The organism is Micromonospora sp. WMMD708 (assembly GCF_049315245.1).
Taxonomy (GTDB): Bacteria; Actinomycetota; Actinomycetes; order Mycobacteriales; family Micromonosporaceae; genus Micromonospora; species Micromonospora wenchangensis.
Genome location: NZ_CP186060.1, coordinates 5,757,561 through 5,777,354, shown reverse-complemented (window position 1 = coordinate 5,777,354; position 19,794 = coordinate 5,757,561). Strand labels below are relative to the sequence as shown.

General features: G+C 71.9%; 22 protein-coding genes. 12 read left to right on the top strand and 10 right to left on the bottom strand.

The features are described 5' to 3' along the window. Positions 1-218 precede the first annotated feature (218 nt). Positions 219-689, bottom strand: a complete 471-nt coding sequence (locus ACN260_RS25365) for a hypothetical protein (protein WP_422753384.1) — start codon at positions 687-689, stop codon at positions 219-221. 125 nt (positions 690-814) lie between these two features. Then, a complete protein-coding gene (locus tag ACN260_RS25360) occupies positions 815-1,027 on the bottom strand; it encodes an acyl-CoA carboxylase subunit epsilon (protein ID WP_422753383.1) in 213 nt (70 codons plus the stop codon). Between the two features lie 91 nt (positions 1,028-1,118). Between ACN260_RS25360 and ACN260_RS25355 the strand changes: the two genes are divergently transcribed. After that, complete coding sequence (locus ACN260_RS25355) at positions 1,119-3,269, top strand: protein kinase domain-containing protein (RefSeq protein WP_422753382.1); 2,151 nt, start codon at positions 1,119-1,121, stop codon at positions 3,267-3,269. A 92-nt stretch (positions 3,270-3,361) separates the two neighbouring features. Next, positions 3,362-3,595: a hypothetical protein gene (locus ACN260_RS25350; RefSeq protein ID WP_422753381.1), complete on the top strand. Its 234-nt coding sequence runs from the start codon at positions 3,362-3,364 to the stop codon at positions 3,593-3,595. 99 nt (positions 3,596-3,694) lie between these two features. Here the strand turns inward: ACN260_RS25350 and ACN260_RS25345 are convergent, their stop codons facing one another. Both ACN260_RS25345 and ACN260_RS25340 read right to left on the bottom strand, forming a co-directional pair. After that, positions 3,695-4,447, bottom strand: a complete 753-nt coding sequence (locus tag ACN260_RS25345; RefSeq protein ID WP_422753380.1) for a GH25 family lysozyme — start codon at positions 4,445-4,447, stop codon at positions 3,695-3,697. 163 nt (positions 4,448-4,610) lie between these two features. Beyond that, positions 4,611-5,156, bottom strand: a complete 546-nt coding sequence (locus tag ACN260_RS25340; RefSeq protein WP_422753379.1) for a Uma2 family endonuclease — start codon at positions 5,154-5,156, stop codon at positions 4,611-4,613. Between the two features lie 100 nt (positions 5,157-5,256). On the opposite strand from ACN260_RS25340, the gene ACN260_RS25335 reads away from it, so the two are divergent. The 4 genes from ACN260_RS25335 (at position 5,257) to ACN260_RS25320 (ending at position 8,593) form a co-directional block, all read left to right on the top strand. Continuing rightward, on the top strand, positions 5,257-6,000 hold the full coding sequence (locus tag ACN260_RS25335; RefSeq protein ID WP_422753378.1) for a M50 family metallopeptidase: 744 nt from the start codon (positions 5,257-5,259) through the stop codon (positions 5,998-6,000). A gap of 125 nt (positions 6,001-6,125) precedes the next feature. Beyond that, complete coding sequence (locus tag ACN260_RS25330; RefSeq protein ID WP_422753377.1) at positions 6,126-7,118, top strand: ketopantoate reductase family protein; 993 nt, start codon at positions 6,126-6,128, stop codon at positions 7,116-7,118. 72 nt (positions 7,119-7,190) lie between these two features. Continuing rightward, the gene (locus tag ACN260_RS25325; RefSeq protein ID WP_145917901.1) at positions 7,191-7,688 is read left to right on the top strand and encodes a SigE family RNA polymerase sigma factor; all 498 of its coding nucleotides are present in this window, start codon (positions 7,191-7,193) and stop codon (positions 7,686-7,688) included. Further along, positions 7,685-8,593, top strand: coding sequence for a hypothetical protein (locus ACN260_RS25320; protein WP_422753376.1), 909 nt, complete (start codon positions 7,685-7,687; stop codon positions 8,591-8,593). Before ACN260_RS25325 ends, ACN260_RS25320 begins: the two co-directional genes overlap by 4 nt. A gap of 36 nt (positions 8,594-8,629) precedes the next feature. Here ACN260_RS25320 and ACN260_RS25315 read toward each other — a convergent pair whose 3' ends face one another. Then, on the bottom strand, positions 8,630-10,210 hold the full coding sequence (locus ACN260_RS25315; RefSeq protein WP_422753375.1) for an acyl-CoA carboxylase subunit beta: 1,581 nt from the start codon (positions 10,208-10,210) through the stop codon (positions 8,630-8,632). A 110-nt stretch (positions 10,211-10,320) separates the two neighbouring features. On the opposite strand from ACN260_RS25315, the gene ACN260_RS25310 reads away from it, so the two are divergent. Together ACN260_RS25310 and ACN260_RS25305 are read left to right on the top strand one after the other, a co-directional pair. Then, complete coding sequence (locus tag ACN260_RS25310) at positions 10,321-11,196, top strand: biotin--[acetyl-CoA-carboxylase] ligase (RefSeq protein ID WP_422753374.1); 876 nt, start codon at positions 10,321-10,323, stop codon at positions 11,194-11,196. Between the two features lie 116 nt (positions 11,197-11,312). Next, complete coding sequence (locus tag ACN260_RS25305; RefSeq protein ID WP_422753373.1) at positions 11,313-11,885, top strand: PH domain-containing protein; 573 nt, start codon at positions 11,313-11,315, stop codon at positions 11,883-11,885. Positions 11,886-11,926: 41 nt separating this feature from the next. Here ACN260_RS25305 and ACN260_RS25300 read toward each other — a convergent pair whose 3' ends face one another. Then, the gene (locus ACN260_RS25300) at positions 11,927-12,652 is read right to left on the bottom strand and encodes a GtrA family protein (RefSeq protein WP_422753372.1); all 726 of its coding nucleotides are present in this window, start codon (positions 12,650-12,652) and stop codon (positions 11,927-11,929) included. A gap of 62 nt (positions 12,653-12,714) precedes the next feature. Then, entirely contained in the window at positions 12,715-13,470 is a 756-nt protein-coding gene (locus ACN260_RS25295; protein ID WP_422753371.1) for a GtrA family protein, read from the bottom strand. 139 nt (positions 13,471-13,609) lie between these two features. Here ACN260_RS25295 and ACN260_RS25290 point away from each other — a divergent pair, with 139 nt between their 5' ends. The 3 genes from ACN260_RS25290 to ACN260_RS25280 all read left to right on the top strand — a co-directional run bounded on the left by ACN260_RS25290 (position 13,610) and on the right by ACN260_RS25280 (position 17,271). Next, positions 13,610-15,451 carry a phosphoenolpyruvate carboxykinase (GTP) gene (locus ACN260_RS25290; RefSeq protein ID WP_422753370.1) on the top strand — a complete coding sequence of 614 codons (1,842 nt, stop codon included), beginning with the start codon at positions 13,610-13,612 and terminating at the stop codon, positions 15,449-15,451. A 40-nt stretch (positions 15,452-15,491) separates the two neighbouring features. Then, positions 15,492-16,358 (top strand): hypothetical protein, encoded by an 867-nt coding sequence (locus ACN260_RS25285; RefSeq protein ID WP_422753369.1) that lies wholly within the window; start codon positions 15,492-15,494, stop codon positions 16,356-16,358. Positions 16,359-16,500: 142 nt separating this feature from the next. Continuing rightward, positions 16,501-17,271 carry an isoprenyl transferase gene (locus tag ACN260_RS25280; RefSeq protein ID WP_422753368.1) on the top strand — a complete coding sequence of 257 codons (771 nt, stop codon included), beginning with the start codon at positions 16,501-16,503 and terminating at the stop codon, positions 17,269-17,271. 41 nt (positions 17,272-17,312) lie between these two features. Here the strand turns inward: ACN260_RS25280 and otsB are convergent, their stop codons facing one another. From otsB to ACN260_RS25265, 3 genes are all read right to left on the bottom strand, one after another. Further along, positions 17,313-18,137: a trehalose-phosphatase gene (gene otsB, locus ACN260_RS25275; protein ID WP_204927483.1), complete on the bottom strand. Its 825-nt coding sequence runs from the start codon at positions 18,135-18,137 to the stop codon at positions 17,313-17,315. A 90-nt stretch (positions 18,138-18,227) separates the two neighbouring features. Continuing rightward, on the bottom strand, positions 18,228-18,581 hold the full coding sequence (locus tag ACN260_RS25270) for a hypothetical protein (RefSeq protein ID WP_422753367.1): 354 nt from the start codon (positions 18,579-18,581) through the stop codon (positions 18,228-18,230). Between the two features lie 162 nt (positions 18,582-18,743). Further along, a complete protein-coding gene (locus ACN260_RS25265) occupies positions 18,744-19,184 on the bottom strand; it encodes an XRE family transcriptional regulator (protein WP_422753366.1) in 441 nt (146 codons plus the stop codon). A 265-nt stretch (positions 19,185-19,449) separates the two neighbouring features. On the opposite strand from ACN260_RS25265, the gene ACN260_RS25260 reads away from it, so the two are divergent. Further along, the gene (locus ACN260_RS25260; protein ID WP_088643976.1) at positions 19,450-19,794 is read left to right on the top strand and encodes a hypothetical protein; all 345 of its coding nucleotides are present in this window, start codon (positions 19,450-19,452) and stop codon (positions 19,792-19,794) included.

Sequence of the window (19,794 nt, the reverse complement as noted above, 5' to 3'; positions counted from 1 at the left end):
GGCGGCGTTCGTGGCCGGCGGCCACGCCTCGGCGAGGCCGGCGCGGTACTGCCGGAGTTGCCGCAGGTGGTTCTGGGCGAGTTCACAGACCTTGCGCCAGCCGGCGACGTGCTTCCAGTGCCCCGGCGTCTCCTGATCCTGGAGGCACGCCCACATGCTGAGCACGTCCATCAGTTGCCAGTCGGTGAGGCCGGACGTCCGGCCGCTGCCCCGTTCGATCACGGCAGCACCACCGGGCCCGGGTTCTCGGAACTGTTGGGTTCGGGGGCCGTCCACGAGGAACGGTCGGTGAGCAGGGCGGACGCGGCGATCTGCGGGTTGTGCAGGGCGCGTTCGACGTCGGCCACCCGGGCGTCGGCGAACGCGTCGGAGCCCTGGTAGTCGGTGGCGATCCGGTGCGCTGCGGCGGCCAGCCGGCCGGTGTTGCCGGCGAGCCCGTGCACCAGGTCGGAGGTGGCCTGCTGGGTCTCCCAGTGCGCCTGGAGGAAGTGCACCAGCTCGATGAAGGCGTCGCACGGATTGGGCACGGCGGCGGTCATGTCGTCGGCGATGTACCGCAGGTGCGGCGCGTAGTTCCGGTCGACCTCGTCCTGGAGCCGGTCGGCGAACTCCCGCATCTGCCGGATGTCGGCTTCGATGCCACTGTAGTCACCCACCCCGGAAGCCGGGCGGCCCTCCTCTGGGATCACTGGCCCTCCCGAACGTCACGACGCCATCTCCCAGAGTGAGATTAGTGGCAACGCGTCGATCTCGGCAGCCCCGTCAGAGCCGGGTTCCGGCTGCGCGTACCCGAGCCGCTCAGCGGGGGTGAGCGTCAGCGGGGCAGGCCGGAGGCGCGCCAGGCACCGTGCCCGGGCGCGGCGGCCGCGCCGGCCGGGCGGGCGCTGCGCGCCCACGCGGATCTCGCCACCGGCCCAGGCGGGTCGGCCGGCCGGGAACGGAGCGCGATCGCACCCACCAGCGCGGCCAGTTCCTCGGCGGTCGGGACCCCCCGGACGACCCGGAACAGCGGCTCTTCGGCAGACATGCCGCCAGGGTACGCGTCGACAAGTTGACCCACGTCGCACAGTGGCGTGCCGGCGGTGTACGCGTTGGTGGGGCCGGGTACCGTCTCACCGATGTCTGACGTACCTTCCCAACTCGTCGCTGACCGGTACCGGCTGCTCTCGCCGCTCGGTCAGGGCGGCATGGGCCGGGTCTGGAAGGCCCGCGACGAGGTGCTGCACCGGGACGTCGCCATCAAGGAACTCGTTCCGCCGCCCAGCCTGACCGACGACGAGCGCCGCGAGATGCGTGAGCGGTCGTTGCGTGAGGCTCGGGCGATCGCCCGGCTCAACCACGTCAACGTGGTCCGCATCTTCGACGTGCTGCGCACCGACGGCGACCCGTGGATCGTCATGGAGTACGTGGCGTCGAAGTCGTTGCAGGACACCCTCGCCGAGGACGGCCCGGTGCCGCCGGCCCGCGCGGTGGAGATCGGCCTGGGCGTGCTCGGCGCGTTGAAGGCCGCCCACAAGGCCGGTGTCATGCACCGGGACGTCAAGCCGGGCAACGTGCTGCTCGGCACCGACGGCCGGGTGGTGCTGACCGATTTCGGACTGGCCACCATCCCCGGCGACCCGAACGTCACCCGTACCGGCATGGTGCTCGGTTCACCGGCGTACATCGCGCCGGAGCGGGCCCGGGACGGCACCGCCGGGCCGGAGGCGGACCTCTGGTCGTTGGGGGCGACGCTCTACGCGGCGGTGGAGGGCAAGTCGCCGTACGCCCGGCCGTCGGCGATCGGCACCCTGGCCGCGCTGGCCACCGAGCCACTGCCGCCGGCCAGGAACGCCGGCCCGTTGAAGCCGGTGCTGACCGGTCTGCTCCGCAAGGACCCGGCCGAGCGGATCACCGCCGAGGTCGCCGAGCGCATGCTGCGCCGGGCCGCCGGCAAGCGGGCCAGGGGCATCTCCCTGCTCGACGGGGTACGCCGACCGGGGCCGAACGGTCCGCGTGAGCCACGTACCCCGGTGGTGCCGGTGCCCCGGCCGGCGCAGGGCGGGACCGGCGCGAAGACCTCGTCGTCCCTGGCCGCCGCAGCGGGAGCCGCCACCGGCACCGCGGCCGCGAAGGCGGCAGCCGCCAAGGCGGCGGCGGACAGCGGCACCGCGACGGGTGGCGCGGCGGAGCCCACGGTCGTGACCGGGGCGGCGACCGCGGGTGCGGACGCCACCGCGACGGTTCCGGCCGGGGTGGACGCCGGACCCACCACGAAGGTCACCCCGCCGACCGGGGCCGACGCCGCGCCGACCGGCCCGGCCGATTCGGTCGACGCTCTTGCGCCCGCCAGGGACGCCGGGTCGACAGCCAAAGACGCGGAGTCGACAGGCAAGGGCACCGGAGCGACCGGCAAGGACGCCGGGTCGACCGGCGAGACGGTCGTACCGGCCGACGCGGACGCCGCACCGACCAGCAAGATCGCCCCGCCGGTCCGGGCCGACCAGCCCGCTCCGGCCAACCCCACCGCCGTGCTGGACGCGCCGGTCAGCCCGCCCGCCGGGTCCGCCGGGGTCGCCTCCGTCCCGGTGTACGACGGGACGCCACCGGACCACAAGCGCCGTAACCTGCTGATCGGCGCGCTGGTCGCGGTGCTGCTGGTGGGGTTGGCACTGGCTGTGCCGCTGCTCACCCGCTCCGACGACCCGGGGAACGGCACCCCGCAGGCCGCCGACCCGACGAGCGCCGCCGCGTCCTCCGCCGCCCCCACGTCGGCTCCGGCACCCCCGCCCCCGACCAGCGCCGCGCCCAGCCCGACGCCGTCGGCCACCCCCTCCACCGACCCGAACGCGCTGCCTGAGGGCTGGGAGATGTACCAGGGGCCGACGTTCACAGTCCCGGTGCCGAAGGGTTGGCGGCGCAGCGTCCGTTCCGACTCGGTCGTCATCACCGAGCCGAACGGTGTGCGGGAACTGCTCATCCAGTGGACGTCCAGTCCGAAGAAGGACGCGGTCGTCGACTGGAAGGCCCAGGAACCGAACCGCCGCAACCTCGTCAACAACTACCAGTACCTCGACATCACGGCGTGCGGCGGCTACCGCACCTGCGCCGACTGGGACTGGTTGGAGACCCGGGACAACACCCGCATCCACGTCCGCAACCGGGGCTTCGTCACCGCCACCAACCGGGGCTACGCGATCAGGTGGGAGGTCGCGGCGAAGGACTGGAACGCCAACCTGGCCAACTTCGCCCTGATCACCAGCCGGTTCGTGCCGGACCGGAGGAACTGATCCCGGGGGATTCCCGCCAGGGGTGAAATCGTTTCGCATGACTTTCCGTCGTACGGGGTATCTGACCCGGGACGACGGAAGGAGGTAGCGAGATGAGTTACCGACGCAGGGACGCCCGGCCGAGACTGGCACTGTGGATGCTCGTCGCCCTCGGCGATGTCGTCCTGCTGCTGCTCAGCGCCGGCGTGGCCGCGCTGGTCGTGTCGATCGCCGTCGTGACGGTCGCCGCCGCCGGGGTCGCCGCCTGGCGACTGAGCCGACGGACTGCGGTGCCCACCGCCACGGATGCCGTGACCATGCCGTTGACCAGCCGGAAGAGCGCCTGACCCGACGCCGGTCCACGACCGCGACGGCGGCAGCCGGACCAGCCATCGACCGTACGGTGATGACCGGTCCCGCTGCCGCCGAGCCGTCTGCGGGGGTGGTCAGGTGTTGTTCGCGAGCGCGACCAGCCGGGCCCGGGTGCCGTTCCAGTAGTTGCGGTCGACGTTACCGCTGATCCCGGAGACGCTGCCGGTGCTGGTGTACTGCCAGAAGCTCCAGACCGAGGCGCCGGCGGGCAGGGTGCCCACCGAGCTCGACCAGCGCGCCACCCAGAGCGGGTGGTTGGCCCACGGGCCCGTCCAACTGCCGGTGCACTGGTTCCACCAGCTCGTGGTGGTGTAGATGACCGCGTACCGGCCGGTGCGGGAGCGGTAGGTGTTGAGGAAGTCCTGGATCCAGTTGCGCATCCCGGTGGTGGTCAGCCCATAGCAGGTGCCACCGCTGTAGGGGTTGGCCTCGACGTCGAGCGCGGCCGGCAGGGTGCGGCTGTCCGCCGACCAGGCCCCGCCGTTGCTGGCGAGGTAGTTGGCCTGGGTTGCGCCGGAGGAGATGTTCGGCCGGGCGAAGTGGTACGCGCCCCGGATCACCCCGGCGTTGTAGGCGTTGACGTAGTTGGTGTTGAAGTTGGGGTCCTTGTAGCTCGTACCCTCGGTGGCCTTGATGAAGGCGAACTCGATTCCGGCGTTGCGGGCGCTGGTCCAGTTGATGGAGCCCTGGTAGTGGGAGACGTCGACGCCGGCGGTGGTGGCGGCGGCCGCGGGTCCGGCCGTGGCGACGAGGGCCGTGGCCGCGGTGGCGGCCACGGTGAGACCGGCGGCGAACAGCCGGCGCAACGAGAATCTGGTACGGGTCATGGATTCCTCCAGGGACGCCAATCGATTGACGCCAATCTTTGGAGATTCCTGCCCTTGATCGCAAGGGGGCCTAAGGAAACTTTCATCGACAAGGGTCGGGTCGACGTCTGGTGATCCGAACCGGTCAGGGCAGGCCAGCGGCGGTATCAGGTAGCCGATCGGCTCAGCGCAGCGCGGCCGGGTCGAGCTGCCAACGGAACGGCTCAGCCAGGGTCAGCGTCTCGCCGGCCTTCGCGACCTGGTCCTCCACGTAGTGCGTGCCGTCGAGCCGGTGGAGCCGCAACGAGTGGGCGTCACCGTCCTGCTCGACCAGTAGGTACCACGGGATGCCGGCGATCGCGTAGAGCTGCATCTTGACCAGACGGTCGGCGGCGGCGTTGCCCGGGGAGACGATCTCGCAGACCAGCGCGACCTCACCGGCCTCGACCACCGTGCCCTCGTCGTCGGTGTCGGCGACCACCACGTCGGGAATGACGATCCGGTCCACCCCGAGCCGCACGTTCACCGCCTCGAACACCAGCAGCCGACCTGCCGCGGCCTCGACGCTGTTGGCCAGCAGGCGGGACACCCGCTGGTGCCGCTTGCTCGGAGCAGGGCTCACGATCAGGCTCCCGTCGAGCAGTTCGATCCGGTTGGGGGTGTCGCCCATGGCGAGGTAGTCGGCCTCGGTCCAGAGGCCGACGTGGTGTTCCAGGGGAGCCGCGCTCACCGGCCCTCACCTCCCGCTCCGCTCGCCGCCCGGTCAGTTTCACACGATACGAGGCGACGACCGTCGAGCGACACGATCCGGCCGGGTAGGCTCCCCGGCCATGGTGTCGATCGACGGGCTGGGCGATCTCTGGGACCGGCTGTTCAGCGCCCAACCCGACCCGCCGCCCCTGCTGGTGGTGCTCACCGCCATAGCCGCTCTGGTGGTCGTCGCGGTCCGGTCGTCCTGGCGGGTCGCCCGCAACGCGGTGACCATCGCCCACGAGGGCGGTCACGCCCTGGCGGCGCTGCTCACCGGACGGCGGCTGCACGGCATCCGGCTGCACTCGGACACCTCCGGCCTCACCCTCAGCGCCGGCCGCCCCACCGGCCCCGGCATGATCCTCACCCTGCTCGCCGGATACGTCGCGCCCTCGCTGGTCGGCCTGGGCGGCGCCTGGCTGCTCGGTGGCAACCGGATCACCCTGCTGCTCTGGGTCGCGGTCGCGCTGCTGCTCGCCATGCTGCTGCTCGTCCGCAACGTCTTCGGGGTGCTCTCCCTGCTGGTCACCGGTGGGGTGGTGCTCGTCGTCTCCTGGTACGCCACCGCGCAGGTGCAGGCCGTGTTCGCCTGGACCTCGGTCTGGTTCCTGCTGTTCGGCGGCGTCCGGCCGGTCTTCGAGCTGCAACGGCTGCGCAGCCGGGGCCGGATGCCCGAGTCCGACGCCGACCAGTTGGCCCACCTGACGCCCTTCCCGGCGCTGCTCTGGGTGGTCGTCTTCGGGCTGGTCAACCTGTTCGCCCTCGCCGTCGGCGCGGTCCTGCTCGCCGGCCCGTTGCTCGCCGAGGCGGGCATCCCGCTCTGACCCCGGGGCGGGGTGTCCCGCTTCGACCGGGCGGCCACTGCGCGCTGACCGAGAGCGGGCCGGGTGACCGGTGGCACCCCGACGTCGGGTCGCCTACCTGGGCGGATGCGGGCAGAATCGGTCGGGTGCGATACCTGATCATCGGAGCGGGCGCGGTCGGCGGCACCATCGGCGTACTGCTGGGGGAGGCCGGCCGGGACGTGACGCTGGTGGCGCGCGGACCGCACCTGGCGGCGATCCGGCGTGACGGGCTCACCCTGCGTACCCCCGACCGGGCGGTGACCTGGCGGGGGCCGGCCACCGACGGGCCGGGGCCCGAGCCGCTGCCCGCCGACACCGTGCTGGTGCTGACGGTCAAGTCGCAGCACACCTGGGCGGCCCTGGACACCTGGGCGGACGCCCCGGTCGCCGGCGGCGGTACGGCGGGACAGCGGCTGCCCCTGTTCACCGCGCAGAACGGGGTGGCCAACGAGCCCACTGCGCTACGACTGTTCGCGCACGTCCATCCGGTCTGCGTGTGGCTGCCGGCCACCCACCTCGACCCGGGCGTGGTGATCGCCAGCGGCCACCCGTACCCGGGGATGTTGCACGTGGGTCGTTACCCGGGCGGTGCCGACGAGATCGACGCGGCGGTGGCGGCGGACCTGACCGCCGCCGGTTTCCTCGCCCCCGTCCGCGACGACGTGATGCGGTGGAAGTACGGCAAGCTGCTCAACAACCTCGGCAACGGGGTGCAGGCCCTGTTCGGCGCTGGCCTGCCGGCCTGGCTGCTCGACCGGGTCCGGGCCGAGGGCGTCGCCGTGCTCGCCGCCGCGGGCATCGCCCACCCCACCGACGAGGAGGAACGCACCGAACGCGGGGACCGGGTCGGCACCCGGCCGGTCGACGGGCAACCGCGCAGTGGCAGCTCCACCTGGCAGAGCCTGACCCGGGCGGCCGGCACCACCGAGGTCGACCACCTCAACGGCGAGATCGTGCTGCTCGGCCGACGGCTCGGCGTGCCCACGCCGGCCAACGCCGCCGTGCAGACGGCGGTCCGGCGGCTGGCCCGGGACCGCCTCCCCGCCGGCAGCTTCCCGCTCGCCGAGCTGACCGACCTGCTCGACCGGGCAGAATGACGGGCTGAGCACGCAACCCACCGGGGCGCGGCATGCGTGTCACCTCTGACCGCCACGGGGGAGGTAACCAGGGTGCCGGACGTCGACGGCTTCGACGAGTTCTACCGGGGTAGCCGGCAACGGCTGCTCGGGTTCGTCTACGCGCTCACCGGCAACCTGGCCGAGGCGCAGGACGCAGTGCAGGAGGCGTACATCCGGGCCTGGCAACGTTGGTCGACGGTGAGCGGCTACGACGACCCGGAAGCCTGGGTACGCGTGGTGGCCTCCCGGATCGCGGTGAGCCGGTGGCGCAGCCTGCGCAGCCGGGCCCGCGCCTACCTGCGGCACGGGGTGACGACCGAGAGCGTGCCCGGCCCCGGCACCGAAACCCTGGAGGTGGTCGCCGCCCTGCGGCAACTGCCCGAGGAGCAGCGCACCGCGCTCGCCCTCTACTACCTGCTCGGCATGCCCGTGGCCGAGGTGGCCCGGGAGACCGCCGCCCCGGTGGGCACGGTCAAGGCCCGGCTCTCCCGGGGGCGTGCCGCGCTCGCCGGGCTGCTCGCCGGTGGCGACCTGGAGGAGGTCCGATGAGTGAGGAGCTGACCTTCGTCGACCGGCTGCACCGGGACCTGCGCGAGGTCCGCTGGCCCGAGCCGGCGCAGCTGCGGGCCCGCGCCCGCCGCCGCAGCCGTCGTACGGCGGTGCTGTCAGCGGCGACGGTGCTCGTCGTGCTGGCCGGCGTCGCCGTGGCGGTACGCCAGCGGCCCACCGGGCCGGCGACGCCCACCGCCCCGGTCGCGGCCCCCGGGTCCGCCCCCGCGTCGGTCCCGGTTCGGACGGAGATCCCCCTCGACGCCCTGCTGGCCCCCGCCGACCTGCCCACGAAGACCGGCGAGCGGCTCGGCGACACCGGCCTGGGGGAGATGGTCCGGATCGATCCGCTGCTCGAATCGTGCGGGCGGGAACGCGACGTCAGGGCCCAACTGTCGGTGTCCCGCGCCTCCCGGTCGCAGACCCTGCTCCGCCCGACGACCCGGGCCGGCCAGCCGGCCACGCCCGTGCTCAGCCAGGACGTCTACCGCATCGAGCCGGCCCGGGGGCGGTGGCTGTTCGGCGAGATCGACCGGCTGCTCAACGCCTGCGCCGAGTGGACCCTCAACGCGTCCACGCTCGCCGCCGACCAGCAGCCGGTGGCCACCGAGCAGGAACACCGCTGGGAGCCGGCGGCGCGGGACTTCGCCGGTGACCAGTCGGTGCTGCTGCGGCACGTGGCCGGGCAACCCCGGGCGCAGGCCGGCGGACGACCGGTCGGCGAGGCGGCGAGCATCGAGACCACCCTGGTGGTCCGGGTCGGTGACCTGGTCACCGTGGTGGTGCCCGCCCCGGACACGGTCGCCGAGGAGGTCGACGACACCGGGATGAGCCAGCAAGACCTGCTCGGGCTGGGCGGGACCGCCGCGAAACGCCTCTGCCCGGCCGCCGACGCCCCCTGCTGATGCGCGGACACGCGCCGACCCCGCGCGACGGGGCGGTTACAGCGGGATGTTGCCGTGCTTCTTCGGCGGCAACGTCTCCCGCTTGGTCCGCAGCACCCGCAGCGCCCGGACGATCTGGGTCCGGGTCTCGTGCGGCGGGATCACCGCGTCGACGTACCCGCGTTCGGCGGCGACGTACGGGTTGGCCAGGGTGTCCTCGTACTCGGCGATCCGCTCGGCGCGGACGGCGGCCGGGTCCTCGGCGGCGGCCAGTTCCTGCCGGTAGAGGATGTTCACCGCACCCTGCGCGCCCATCACCGCGATCTGCGCCGTCGGCCACGCGAAGTTGAGGTCCGCCCCGAGGTGCTTGGAACCCATCACGTCGTACGCCCCGCCGTACGCCTTGCGGGTGATCACGGTGACCTTCGGGACGGTCGCCTCGGCGTACGCGTAGAGGAGCTTCGCCCCCCGGCGGATGATGCCGTCCCACTCCTGGCCGGTGCCGGGCAGGAACCCGGGAACGTCCACGAAGGTCAGTACCGGGATGTTGAACGCGTCGCAGGTGCGTACGAACCGGGCGGCCTTCTCGGAGGCGGCGATGTCCAGGGTGCCGGCGAAGTGCATCGGCTGGTTGGCGACCACCCCGACGGGACGGCCCTCCACCCGGCCGTAGCCGACCACGATGTTCTGCGCGTAGAGCGGCTGCACCTCCAGGAACTCGCCGTCGTCGAGGACGTGCGCGATGACCCGGTGCATGTCGTACGGCTGGTTGGCCGAGTCGGGGATCAGCGTGTCGAGTTCCCGGTCGGCGTCGGTGACGTCGAGGTCGGCCGGCGCGTCGAGGACCACCGGCTCGTCGAGGTTGTTCGACGGCAGGTAGGACAGCAGCGCCTTGACGTAGTCGACCGCGTCGTCCTCGTCGGTGGCCAGGTAGTGGGCGTTGCCGCTGCGGGTGTTGTGGGTACGCGCGCCGCCCAGCTCCTCCATCGCGACGTCCTCGCCGGTGACCGTCTTGATGACGTCCGGGCCGGTGATGAACATGTGCGAGGTCTGGTCGACCATCACGGTGAAGTCGGTGACCGCCGGGGAGTAGACCGCGCCGCCCGCGCACGGGCCCATGATCAGGGAGATCTGCGGGATGACCCCGCTGGCCCGGACGTTGCGGAAGAAGATCTCGCCGTAGAGGCCGAGCGAGACGACGCCCTCCTGGATGCGTGCCCCGCCGGAGTCGTTGATCCCGACCACCGGGCAGCCGATCTTCATGGCCAGGTCCATCACCTTGACGATCTTGGAGCCGAAGACCTCGCCGAGGGAGCCGCCGAAGACGGTGAAGTCCTGCGCGAAGACGCAGACCTGCCGGCCGTCGACGGTGCCGTAGCCGGTGACCACCCCGTCGCCGTACGGGCGGGTGCGGTCCAGCCCGAAGTTGGTGGACCGGTGCCTGGCGAACTCGTCCAGCTCGACGAAGGAGCCCTCGTCCAGGAGCATGTCGATCCGCTCCCGGGCGGTCTTCTTGCCCCGCGCGTGCTGCCTCTCGACGCCGTGTGCGCCCGCGTGCACCGCCTCGTCGACCCGGCGCTCCAGGTCCGCCAGCTTGCCCGCGGTGCTGTGGATGTTGGTCCCGGTCTCGGTAGTCACCCTGGGAATATAACGATGGTTCAGGCCGACGCCGCTGTGCAGTACGCCTCACCGGCCTGCGCCGGAGGCGGATCGGGCGGCGGTGTCGACCCGGGCCGTAGGCTGGCGGGATGCCGGGTTCGCCGTACACCGATCTGGACCGACCGCCGCTGTCGGCGGCGCGGCTGTCCCGGGCGTTGACCGCGCCGTCGGGCCCCTGGCGTCGGCTGGACCTGCGGCCGGAGACCGGCTCGACCAACGCCGACGCGGCCGACGCCGCGCGGGCCGGCGAACCGGAGGGCCTGGTCGTGGTCGCCGAGCGGCAGACCGCCGGCCGGGGCCGGCGCGGCCGGGCCTGGCAGTCGCCGCCCCGGGCGGGTCTCGCGACGAGCGTGCTGCTGCGGCCCGGCGAGGCAGTCACCGCCCGCGACTGGCCGCCGGCCGCCCCCACCGGGTACGGCTGGCTGCCGCTGCTCGCCGGGGTCGCGCTGGTCGAGGCGGTCTCCCGGCTGGCCGAACTGGACGCCGGTCTGAAGTGGCCCAACGATCTGCTGATCGGGGACGCCAAGTGCGCCGGCATCCTGGCCGAGGCGGTGCCGGCCGCCGGTGCGGCGGAGCCCCCCGCGATCGTGCTCGGCATCGGGCTGAACGTGACGCTGCGCGCCGACGAGCTGCCGGAGAACCCGACCGGGCTGCCGGCGACCTCGCTGCAACTGGCCGGGGCCACCGCCACCGACCGGGACCCGCTGCTGCGGGCCCTGCTGCGTGCCCTCGCCGACTGGTACGACAGGTGGCGGCTGGCCGGCGGGGACGCCGACGCGTGCGGCCTGCGGGAGGCGTACCTGGCCTCCTGCGTCACGGTGGGCCGCCGGGTGCGGGTGCTGCTGCCCGAAGGCACCGACCTGACCGGGCTCGCCACCGGGGTGGACGTCGACGGGCACCTGCTGGTCGACACCGTTGCCGGGGAGCGCCGGCTGGCCGCCGGGGACGTGCTGCACCTGCGGTGACCGGGTGGACCACGGTCGGTTCGTGCGCGGGGTGCACGGCGGGCCGCCCGGCTGATCCGGTGGGTCGCCCCGACCGGTTACGGTCAGCGCGTCCGATTGTCGCCGAGGAGGTTCCCGTGGCGTTCCCCGAAGACGTGCTCACCGAGGACGAGCACGTCGTCCTGCACCTGCACCCGCACCCGAAGGCGCTGCTGCGGCCGGTCCTGGTGCTGGTCCTCGGTGTCGCGGCGGTGGTGGCGGGCTGGCTCCTGCTGCCCGACGGCGACGGTGGCGCGCTCGTGCTCGCCGTGGTCGCCGGTCTGTTCCTGATCGCGGTGCTCTGGCTGGGGTTGTGGCCGTTCCTGGTCTGGCGCAGCACGCACTACCTGTTCACCAACGAGCGGGTGCTGCTCCAGGAGGGCGTCTTCTCCCGGCACCGGCGGGACCTGCCGCTGGCCCGGATCAACGACCACTCGATGACCCAGCGGTTCACCGAACGGCTGCTGGGTTGCGGCACGCTCACCATCGAGTCGGCAGGCGAGCGGGGGCAGTCGGTGCTCGTCGACGTGCCCCGGGTCGACCGGGTGCAGACCACCCTCTACGAGCTGGTGGAGGCGCAGCACGACAAGCACACGCTGGGCGACGGGGAGATGCGCGACATCCTGGCCGACATGCGGGAGGGCAAGCCGTTGCGGGACACCAGCGGCTGATCCCCGGGCCGGCCCGCCGGCCCCGGTTGTCCCCGGGCCGGTCAGGGGCGCGGCGTGCGGGGGGTGGTGCCGGCGTGCAGCTCGGCGGCCAGTTCCGCCTCCAGGTCGCCGCTGGCGACGGCCGGGCCGAGGGTGCCGCCCCGACCCTGCTTGAACACCGGTTCGACGCTCGGGGCCGGAGTGCCGGTCGCCGGGGTGGTGCGGTCCTCGGCCCGGCTCTGGGCCTCCTCCAGCTCGCTGACCGATTCGGCCAGCTCGGCGACCGGGTCCAGCTCGGCCATCGTGTCCCACTCGTCCCGCTTGATGGAGTGCCAGGTCTCCTCGGCGTGCTTGGGGACCGGCTGGAAGACGAACGTCCGGTAGGACCAGAACCGGAACAGGGTGGCGAGCAGCACGCCGCCGGTCTTGGCCACGTTGAGCGCGAGCAGGCTGTTGAACCCCAGGCCGTACTTGGCGGCGGCGAGGACACCGAGTTCGATGATCAGACCGGCGCCGTTGAACAGGAAAAACAGGGCGTATTCGCGCTGGAGCGCCGCTTTGGGTCGATCGCGGTACGTCCAGTGACGATTCATCAGATACGACGTGATCGTCGCCACGATGGTGGCGACGACCGTCGCCTTCAGTTGACCGTCGACGAAAACGGTGAGTGCCAGGGCATTGAACACCGCGTAATTGATGACGGTGTTGACGCCCCCGACGATGCCGAATTTGAGCGCCTCGCGGATGAACTTCTGCCAGCGCTCGGGCAGCAGACGGACAAGACGCATGCGCAACACCTTAGGGCTGAGGACGGTGCCGGGAACTCCGGCTGGACGGGATGGGCGACCGGTCACGACCCGGACGACGGGTCGCTGGTCGCCTCCGTGACGGCGGGAGTTCCCGCTTCGACGAAGACGAACCGTCGGTACGACCAGAACCGGAACAGCGTGCCGAGCGCGGTGCCCACCACGTAGCTGGCGATGTTGTCGGCCAGCGGGGTGCGGAACACGCCGGGCCAGATGCTGCCCAGCCCGTAACGGCTGCCCGCCAGGCAGGCCACCGCGATGCCCAGGCCGACCGCGTTGAAGAAGAAGAACAGCGCGTACTCGCGGGCCGGGTTGGAGCGGACCCGGTGCCGCCAGGTCCAGAACCGGTTACCCACGAACGCGACGGTCGCCGCGATCACCGTGGAGACGACCCGCGCGGTCACCGGCTCGACGCCGCGCCCCAGCGTGAGGTAGTTGAACAGCGCGAAGTCGACCAGGAAGGCCACCCCGCCCACGGTGGCGAACTTGCTCAACTCACGCAGCAGGTGGCCGAACCGGTCCAGCAGCGTACGAACCAGACCCGGGCGGGTCTGCGGGGCACCCGGCTGGTCCCCGGTCATCGTCGCGGCCACCTCGCGAGCGTACCGGTAACCGGCGACGCGGACGGGGTGCCACCGGCGAGCCGTCGCCGCGCCGTGGGTCGACCCGGGTCCCCCGTTGTCCCTGGGGCGGTCCCGCGCCCGCCGACAGTTCGTCGAAGGATTTGCGTGAAAGTGCGCGTGAAAGCGGGTATCAGCTCGTGTTACCGCAGCCGGGCCGTACCTTGTGCAGTTCTTCACAACCAGTCCCACTGACTCGCGGGTCCGCCCGGTTTACGCTGAGGCCAATCCCAGGTTTCCACGAAGGCGACGCGGCCCGCGTCCGCCGAGACTCGTGCATCCCATAAATCGGTCAGCGTCGACCACAAGGAGATGAGTCATGGTTGCTCCGGCTACTGTGCGGGGGATCGATCAGGCCCCCACGACCCACCCCAAGCTGCTCGCCTGGGTCCGGGAGATCGCGGAACTGACCACCCCCGACCGGGTGGTCTGGGTGGACGGGTCCGACGAGGAGTGGCGGCGTCTCACCGACGAACTCGTCGACAACGGCACCCTCGTCCGGTTGAACCCGGAAAAGAAGCCGAACTCCTTCTACGCCCGCACCGACCCCACGGACGTCGCCCGGGTCGAGGAGCGCACCTTCATCTGTTCCGTGGACGAGGCGGACGCCGGCCCCACCAACAACTGGATGGCGCCCGCCGAGATGAAGCGGACGATGACCGAGCTCTACCGGGGTGCGATGCGCGGCCGGACGATGTACGTCATCCCCTTCTGCATGGGCCCGGTCGAGGCCGAGAACCCGATGTTCGGCGTCGAGATCACCGACAGTCCGTACGTGGTCGCCTCGATGCGGATCATGACCCGGATGGGTGCCAGCGTGCTCGACGCGATGGGCGACGACGCCGACTTCGTGCACGCGCTGCACTCCATCGGCGCCCCGCTGGCCCCCGGCCAGTCCGACGTCGCCTGGCCGTGCAACGAGACGAAGTACATCTCGCACTTCCCGGAGACCCGGGAGATCTGGTCGTTCGGCTCCGGGTACGGCGGCAACTCGCTGCTCGGCAAGAAGTGCTACTCGCTGCGGATCGCCAGCGTGATGGGGCGTGACGAGGGCTGGCTCGCCGAGCACATGCTGATCCTCAAGATCACCTCGCCGGAGGGGAGGGTCTACCACGTGGCGGGCGCGTTCCCGTCCGCCTGCGGCAAGACCAACCTGGCCATGCTGGAGCCGACCATCCCCGGCTGGAAGGTCGAGACCATCGGCGACGACATCGCCTGGATGCGGTTCGGCCCCGACGGCCGCCTCTACGCGGTCAACCCGGAGTACGGCCTGTTCGGCGTCGCCCCGGGCACCGACTGGAAGACCAACGCCAACGCGATGCGGACGCTGGACCGGGGCAACTCGATCTTCACCAACGTCGCCCTCACCGACGACGGCGACATCTGGTGGGAGGGCATGGGCGAGCCGCCGGCCCACCTCATCGACTGGAAGGGCAACGACTGGACGCCGGAGAGCGAGAACCTCTCCTCCCACGCGAACAGCCGGTTCTGCACCCCGATCACCCAGTGCCCGATCCTGGCCGACGACTACTTCGACCCGAACGGGGTGCCGATCGACGCGATCCTGTTCGGCGGCCGTCGCCGGGACACCATCCCGCTGGTCACCGAGGCCCGCGACTGGGTGCACGGGGTGTACCTGGGGGCGACGCTGTCCTCGGAGACCACCGCCGCCGCGTCCGGCGCGGTGGGCGTGGTGCGCCGCGACCCGATGGCGATGCTGCCGTTCATCGGCTACCACGCCGGTGACTACTTCAACCACTGGATCGAGATGGGCAAGGGCGTCGACGGCGACGCCGCCAAGCTGCCCAAGATCTACTACGTGAACTGGTTCCGTAAGGACGCCGAGGGCAACTTCCTCTGGCCCGGCTTCGGCGAGAACTCGCGGGTGCTCAAGTGGGTCGTCGAGCGGATCGAGGGCACCGCCGACGCGGTCGAGACCCCGATCGGCATGGTCCCGACCGCCGACGCGCTGGACGTCGACGGGCTCGACATGACCCCGGAGGACGTCCGGATCGCCCTCAAGGTCGACCCGCAGGAGTGGCGCAACGAACTGCCGCTGGTCACCGAGTGGTTCGAGAAGTTCGGTGACAAGCTGCCGGCCGTCCTCTGGTCGGAGCTGGACGCGCTGCGCGCCCGGCTCGACGCGGAGCAGACCCGGTAGCAGGTGTGCCGGTCGCCCGTACCGGGCAAGACCGGAAGCCATGAGGACGGCCGCCGTGACCACACCGGTCCGGCGGCCGTCCGCCGTCCGGGCGCTCACCACCCTGCTCGCGTCGACCGCCGCCGCCACCGTCGCGGTCGAGCTGCTCAACTGGTGGTACGCCCCGGAGCAGGAGTTCGGCCTGGCGGTCCGCACCGGCTGGGCGATGCTGCGGTCGCTGGGTTTCCTGGTGCTGATCGGGCAGGTGAACCGGGGGCGGGCCGGGGCGAAGCCGTTCGGGTTGATCCTCGCCGTGACCACGGTCTTCGCGGTCGGCCGGCTGGTGGTGCCCCGGCAGGGGGTCCCGCCGCTGCCCGGCCTGGTCGGCTTCGCCGTGCTCACCGCGCTCTGCGTCGCCGTGGTCGTGCTGCTCCACCGCAGCGACGCGGTCGCCGGGCACCTGGTGCGCCACCGCCGGGGCCTGGTCGTCGAGGGCGGCACGATCAGCTGGCGGGAGGTGGCCCCGAAACGTCCTCAGGTGACCGGCTGGCTGCTGACCAGCCGGGTGGCCGCGTTCACGTACAGCCCGCTGATGCTGGTGCCGGCGCTGGTGGCGGGCGGCGCGGTACTGGACGGCCGGCTCGCCGTCGTGCCGGTGGTGCTGGCCTGGTTCGCCGCCGGCATCGTGGTCAGCTATCTGGTGCTGTTCTGTACGGCGTTCCTGCTGCGCGGCAGGCGGTGGGCCCGCCGCCTGCTGGTGACGATCACCCTCGGCGTGCTCGCGGTGAACCTGCCGCTGTGCTGGTGGCTGCTCGGCCTGGACGGCCTGGTCCGTGACGGCGCGCCCCTGCTGGCCGCGGCCACCCTGGCCCTCTACGCCCTGCACCGTGCCCCCGCCACCCCGGCCTCCACCGCCCCACCCCGCTGACCACGCGTCCCCCGCCCCCAGCCCCGGTGATCAAGAGATTTCGGTCAGTGGACGGCCCGCCGACGACGTATTTCTCTTGATCACGTACGGAGTGCGCCACCGAGGCACTGATGTTCGGTGCGGGTCGCTACCCTGCAAGGTGATGACTCTGCGGAAACTCCTCTACTCCGTCTACGAGCGCCGGCTGACGGCCAGGCTCGCAGGTCGACCGGTGCCCCGGCACGTCGGCGTGATGTGCGACGGCAACCGCCGGTGGGCGCGGGAGATGGGCTTCGTCGACCCGAACGACGGGCACCGGATGGGTGCCGAGCGGATCAAGGAGCTGCTGCGCTGGTGCGACGCGGCCGGTGTCGGCCACGTCACGCTCTGGCTGCTCTCCACCGACAACTTGTCCCGGCCGGCGGAGGAACTGGACCCGCTGCTCCAGATCATCGAGGATCTCACCACCGAGCTGGCCGAGGAGGGCAACCCCTGGCGGCTGCGGATGGTCGGCGCGCTCGACGTGCTGCCCACCCAGCACGCCCAGGCGCTCAAGGCCGCCGAGGAACGCACCCGGGAACGCACCGGCGGCGCGCAGGTCAACATCGCCGTCGGCTACGGCGGCCGGCGCGAGATCACCGACGCGGTGCGGTCGCTGCTGGTGGAGCACGCGGCCAAGGGCGGCACCATCGAGGAACTGGCCGGCACGCTGGACGTCGACCACATCTCCGAGCACCTCTACACCCGGGGCCTGCCCGACCCGGATCTGATCATCCGGACCAGCGGCGAGCAACGCCTGTCCGGTTTCATGCTCTGGCAGTCGGCGCACTCGGAGTTCTACTTCTGCGAGTTGAACTGGCCCGACTTCCGGCGGGTCGACTTCCTGCGCGCCCTGCGTTCCTACGGCACCCGGCAACGCCGCTACGGCACCTGACCGGCCGGGGTGGCCCGGCCCCCGGGTCGCCGGCCGCGTGCTCAGGTCAGGTGGTCCACGGCCCGGGTGAGGAAGTCGCCCAGCGCGGCGGGGGAGTCGATGGTGAGGTCGGCGGCCTCGGCCACCTCCCGGCCGGTCTCCGGGTTGGCCACCGCCACGCAGATGCCGAGGAACCCCGGGTCGGCGGCGGACCGGGCGCGCAGCGCCGCGAACGCCTTGATGTCGGAGACGTCGTCGCCGAAATACCACGCGCCACCGGCGTCCCGGACCACCTCGCCGATGACCAGACCCTTGTCCCGGTCGACGGGAGGCTTCAGTTCCAGCACCATCCGGCCGGCCTGCACCCGCAGCCCGAGCCGTTCGGCCTGCGCCCGCCCCCACTGCTCGACCGCCGGGCCGAGCTGTTGCGCGGTACGCCAGTGCAGCGCAACACTCAGCCGCTTGAACTCCACGAGCGCCCCGGCGGGGAGTTCGGCGCGGGCCCGGTCGGCCAGTTCGGCCATGGTGGGCACCCAGGGCAGCGCGGCGGGTTCGGTGACGGTCTCGCCGCCGGAGTGGCTGTGCTCCAGTCCGTACAGTCCGTAAAGGTCGATCCCGGTGAGACCGCCGAGGTGGTCACGGAGGAAGTCGACGGGCCGGGCGGAGACGATCGCCACCCGCTGCACCACCGGGGCCAGCGCCTCCAGGGCGGCGAGCACCTTGGGTGCGGGGCGTACCGCGGTGGGGTCGTCGTCGACCGGCGCGAGGGTGCCGTCGAAGTCGAAGAAGAGGACGGTGTCGGCGGCCCGCTCGGCGGTGGTACGCCAGGCGTGCTCAGCATCCAGCGGGGTCTGCGGCTGCTGGTTACCCAGATTCAACGGCGGCACGCGCGAAAGCGTACCCCGGGGGCGGCGGCTGGTTCGTGGCTTCGGAGTGGCTTCTTGACACCGCCGGGGTGTGTGGTCTCCGAATATCGCTCAGCGTTCGGCGGCTCCCCGCCCCCGCCGTCCCAACGGCACCACGGTGGCCTCTCGGCCCTGGTTGAGCAGGTAACCCTCGACGAAACCGGTGTTCCGGTCGCCGGTGCGGGTCTCGATCTCGTTGAGCCGCGCCACCAGGAACTCGGTGAGCGCGCTGACCCGGTCGTCGAGCCGGTCGTGCAACTCGGCGACCACCGCCAGGACGACGGCGGTGCCGGCTACGGTCAGGGCGAAGAGGTTGAACACCAGCGGGATCTGCCCGTTCCCGCCCACGCCGACCACCAGGTTCGCGGTCACGCACGCGGTCAGGGAGACTGCCGCGACCACGACTGCCCACCACTTCAGGGTCATGGACAGACCCCTCCTTCTGTCCCGCAGGGCTGAGTTCGGCCTTGTCCCGTCCCCCCGCCGACGACGAGCCCAAGCAGTACGAATAGGGACGCTAGCGTGCCCGTTGCCGGCCCGGAGCGAAACGATCGGGTCTGCTCAGGCGTTCTTTCGCCATCTGAGGAACTACCCGGCCTGCTCTCCGCCCTTTCGGGCATCGAGCGGGAGAGTGGGGCGGTATGCGAGGTAACGAATGGTTTCCCGGATGTGGAACTTCTCCGCGTCCGACACGGCGGGGTCGACCAGCCGGCGCAGCAGCGCCTCGACGTCCGGGTCCATCGGGGGAGCCCCGGGGGCGCCCCGGGGGGTGGCGGCGCGGTCCCAGCCGAGGGCGGCGAAGGCGGCGGCCGGGTTGAGACCCAGCCCCTCACAGAACGCCACCACCCGTTCGGCCTCCGGGTCGCTGGCCCAGTCGCCGCGGACCCACCTGTTGATCGTCTGGCGGGAGACGCCGGTGCGGCGGGAGACCTCGGTGCCGGTCCAGGCGCGCATCGCCCGGGCATCGTCGAGCGCCCGACGAACGAAGGTGGCGAATGCGATCTTCCGGGCGGGGGCGGTCTCGGTCACCCCGAAACCGTACGACCGTTGTGCCCGTCCGGGCTGCCCGGGGCGGATCTTTGTAACGCATATGAGACGGCCTCGCCGGGTCGACCCTGCCCGCCCGGGGACCGGTACGAAGGGGTCTCACCTGGGCATAATACCGCCAGGCGAGGCGGTCGGGAACCGGACGAAAAGCTGATACTGTCACGCTCATGGGACAACCTACGGTGTGTCACGTGCTTGAGACGATCAGTGCTCACATGCGTCACGCTCCCGGTGCGAGGGGGATCCGGTGACCGAACTCGCGACCCGTGCCCAGGCCTTCGGCCTGATCGCGGAGGGGGTCGCCGCCGGGCTGAGCGCGCCGTGGCGGCTCTACCTCGCCCGGGGCTGCCGCTACCTGTCACTGAGCGTCGGCGACCGCGACGAGTGGAACGCCTGGCGGACCCATCTCGGCTGCCCGGAGATGAGCGTCCGGGTCTACGACGCCGGCGGCGAGATCCGCCGCTCCTCGATGGCCGAGGTCGTGCTGGACGGCTGCCGGATCAGCGTCGAACTGGTCGAGGAGGTCAGCACCGAGGACCTGGAACGGCTGCTGGTCGTCGACCCGAGCCCGGCCGAGCCGGAGGACCGGTGA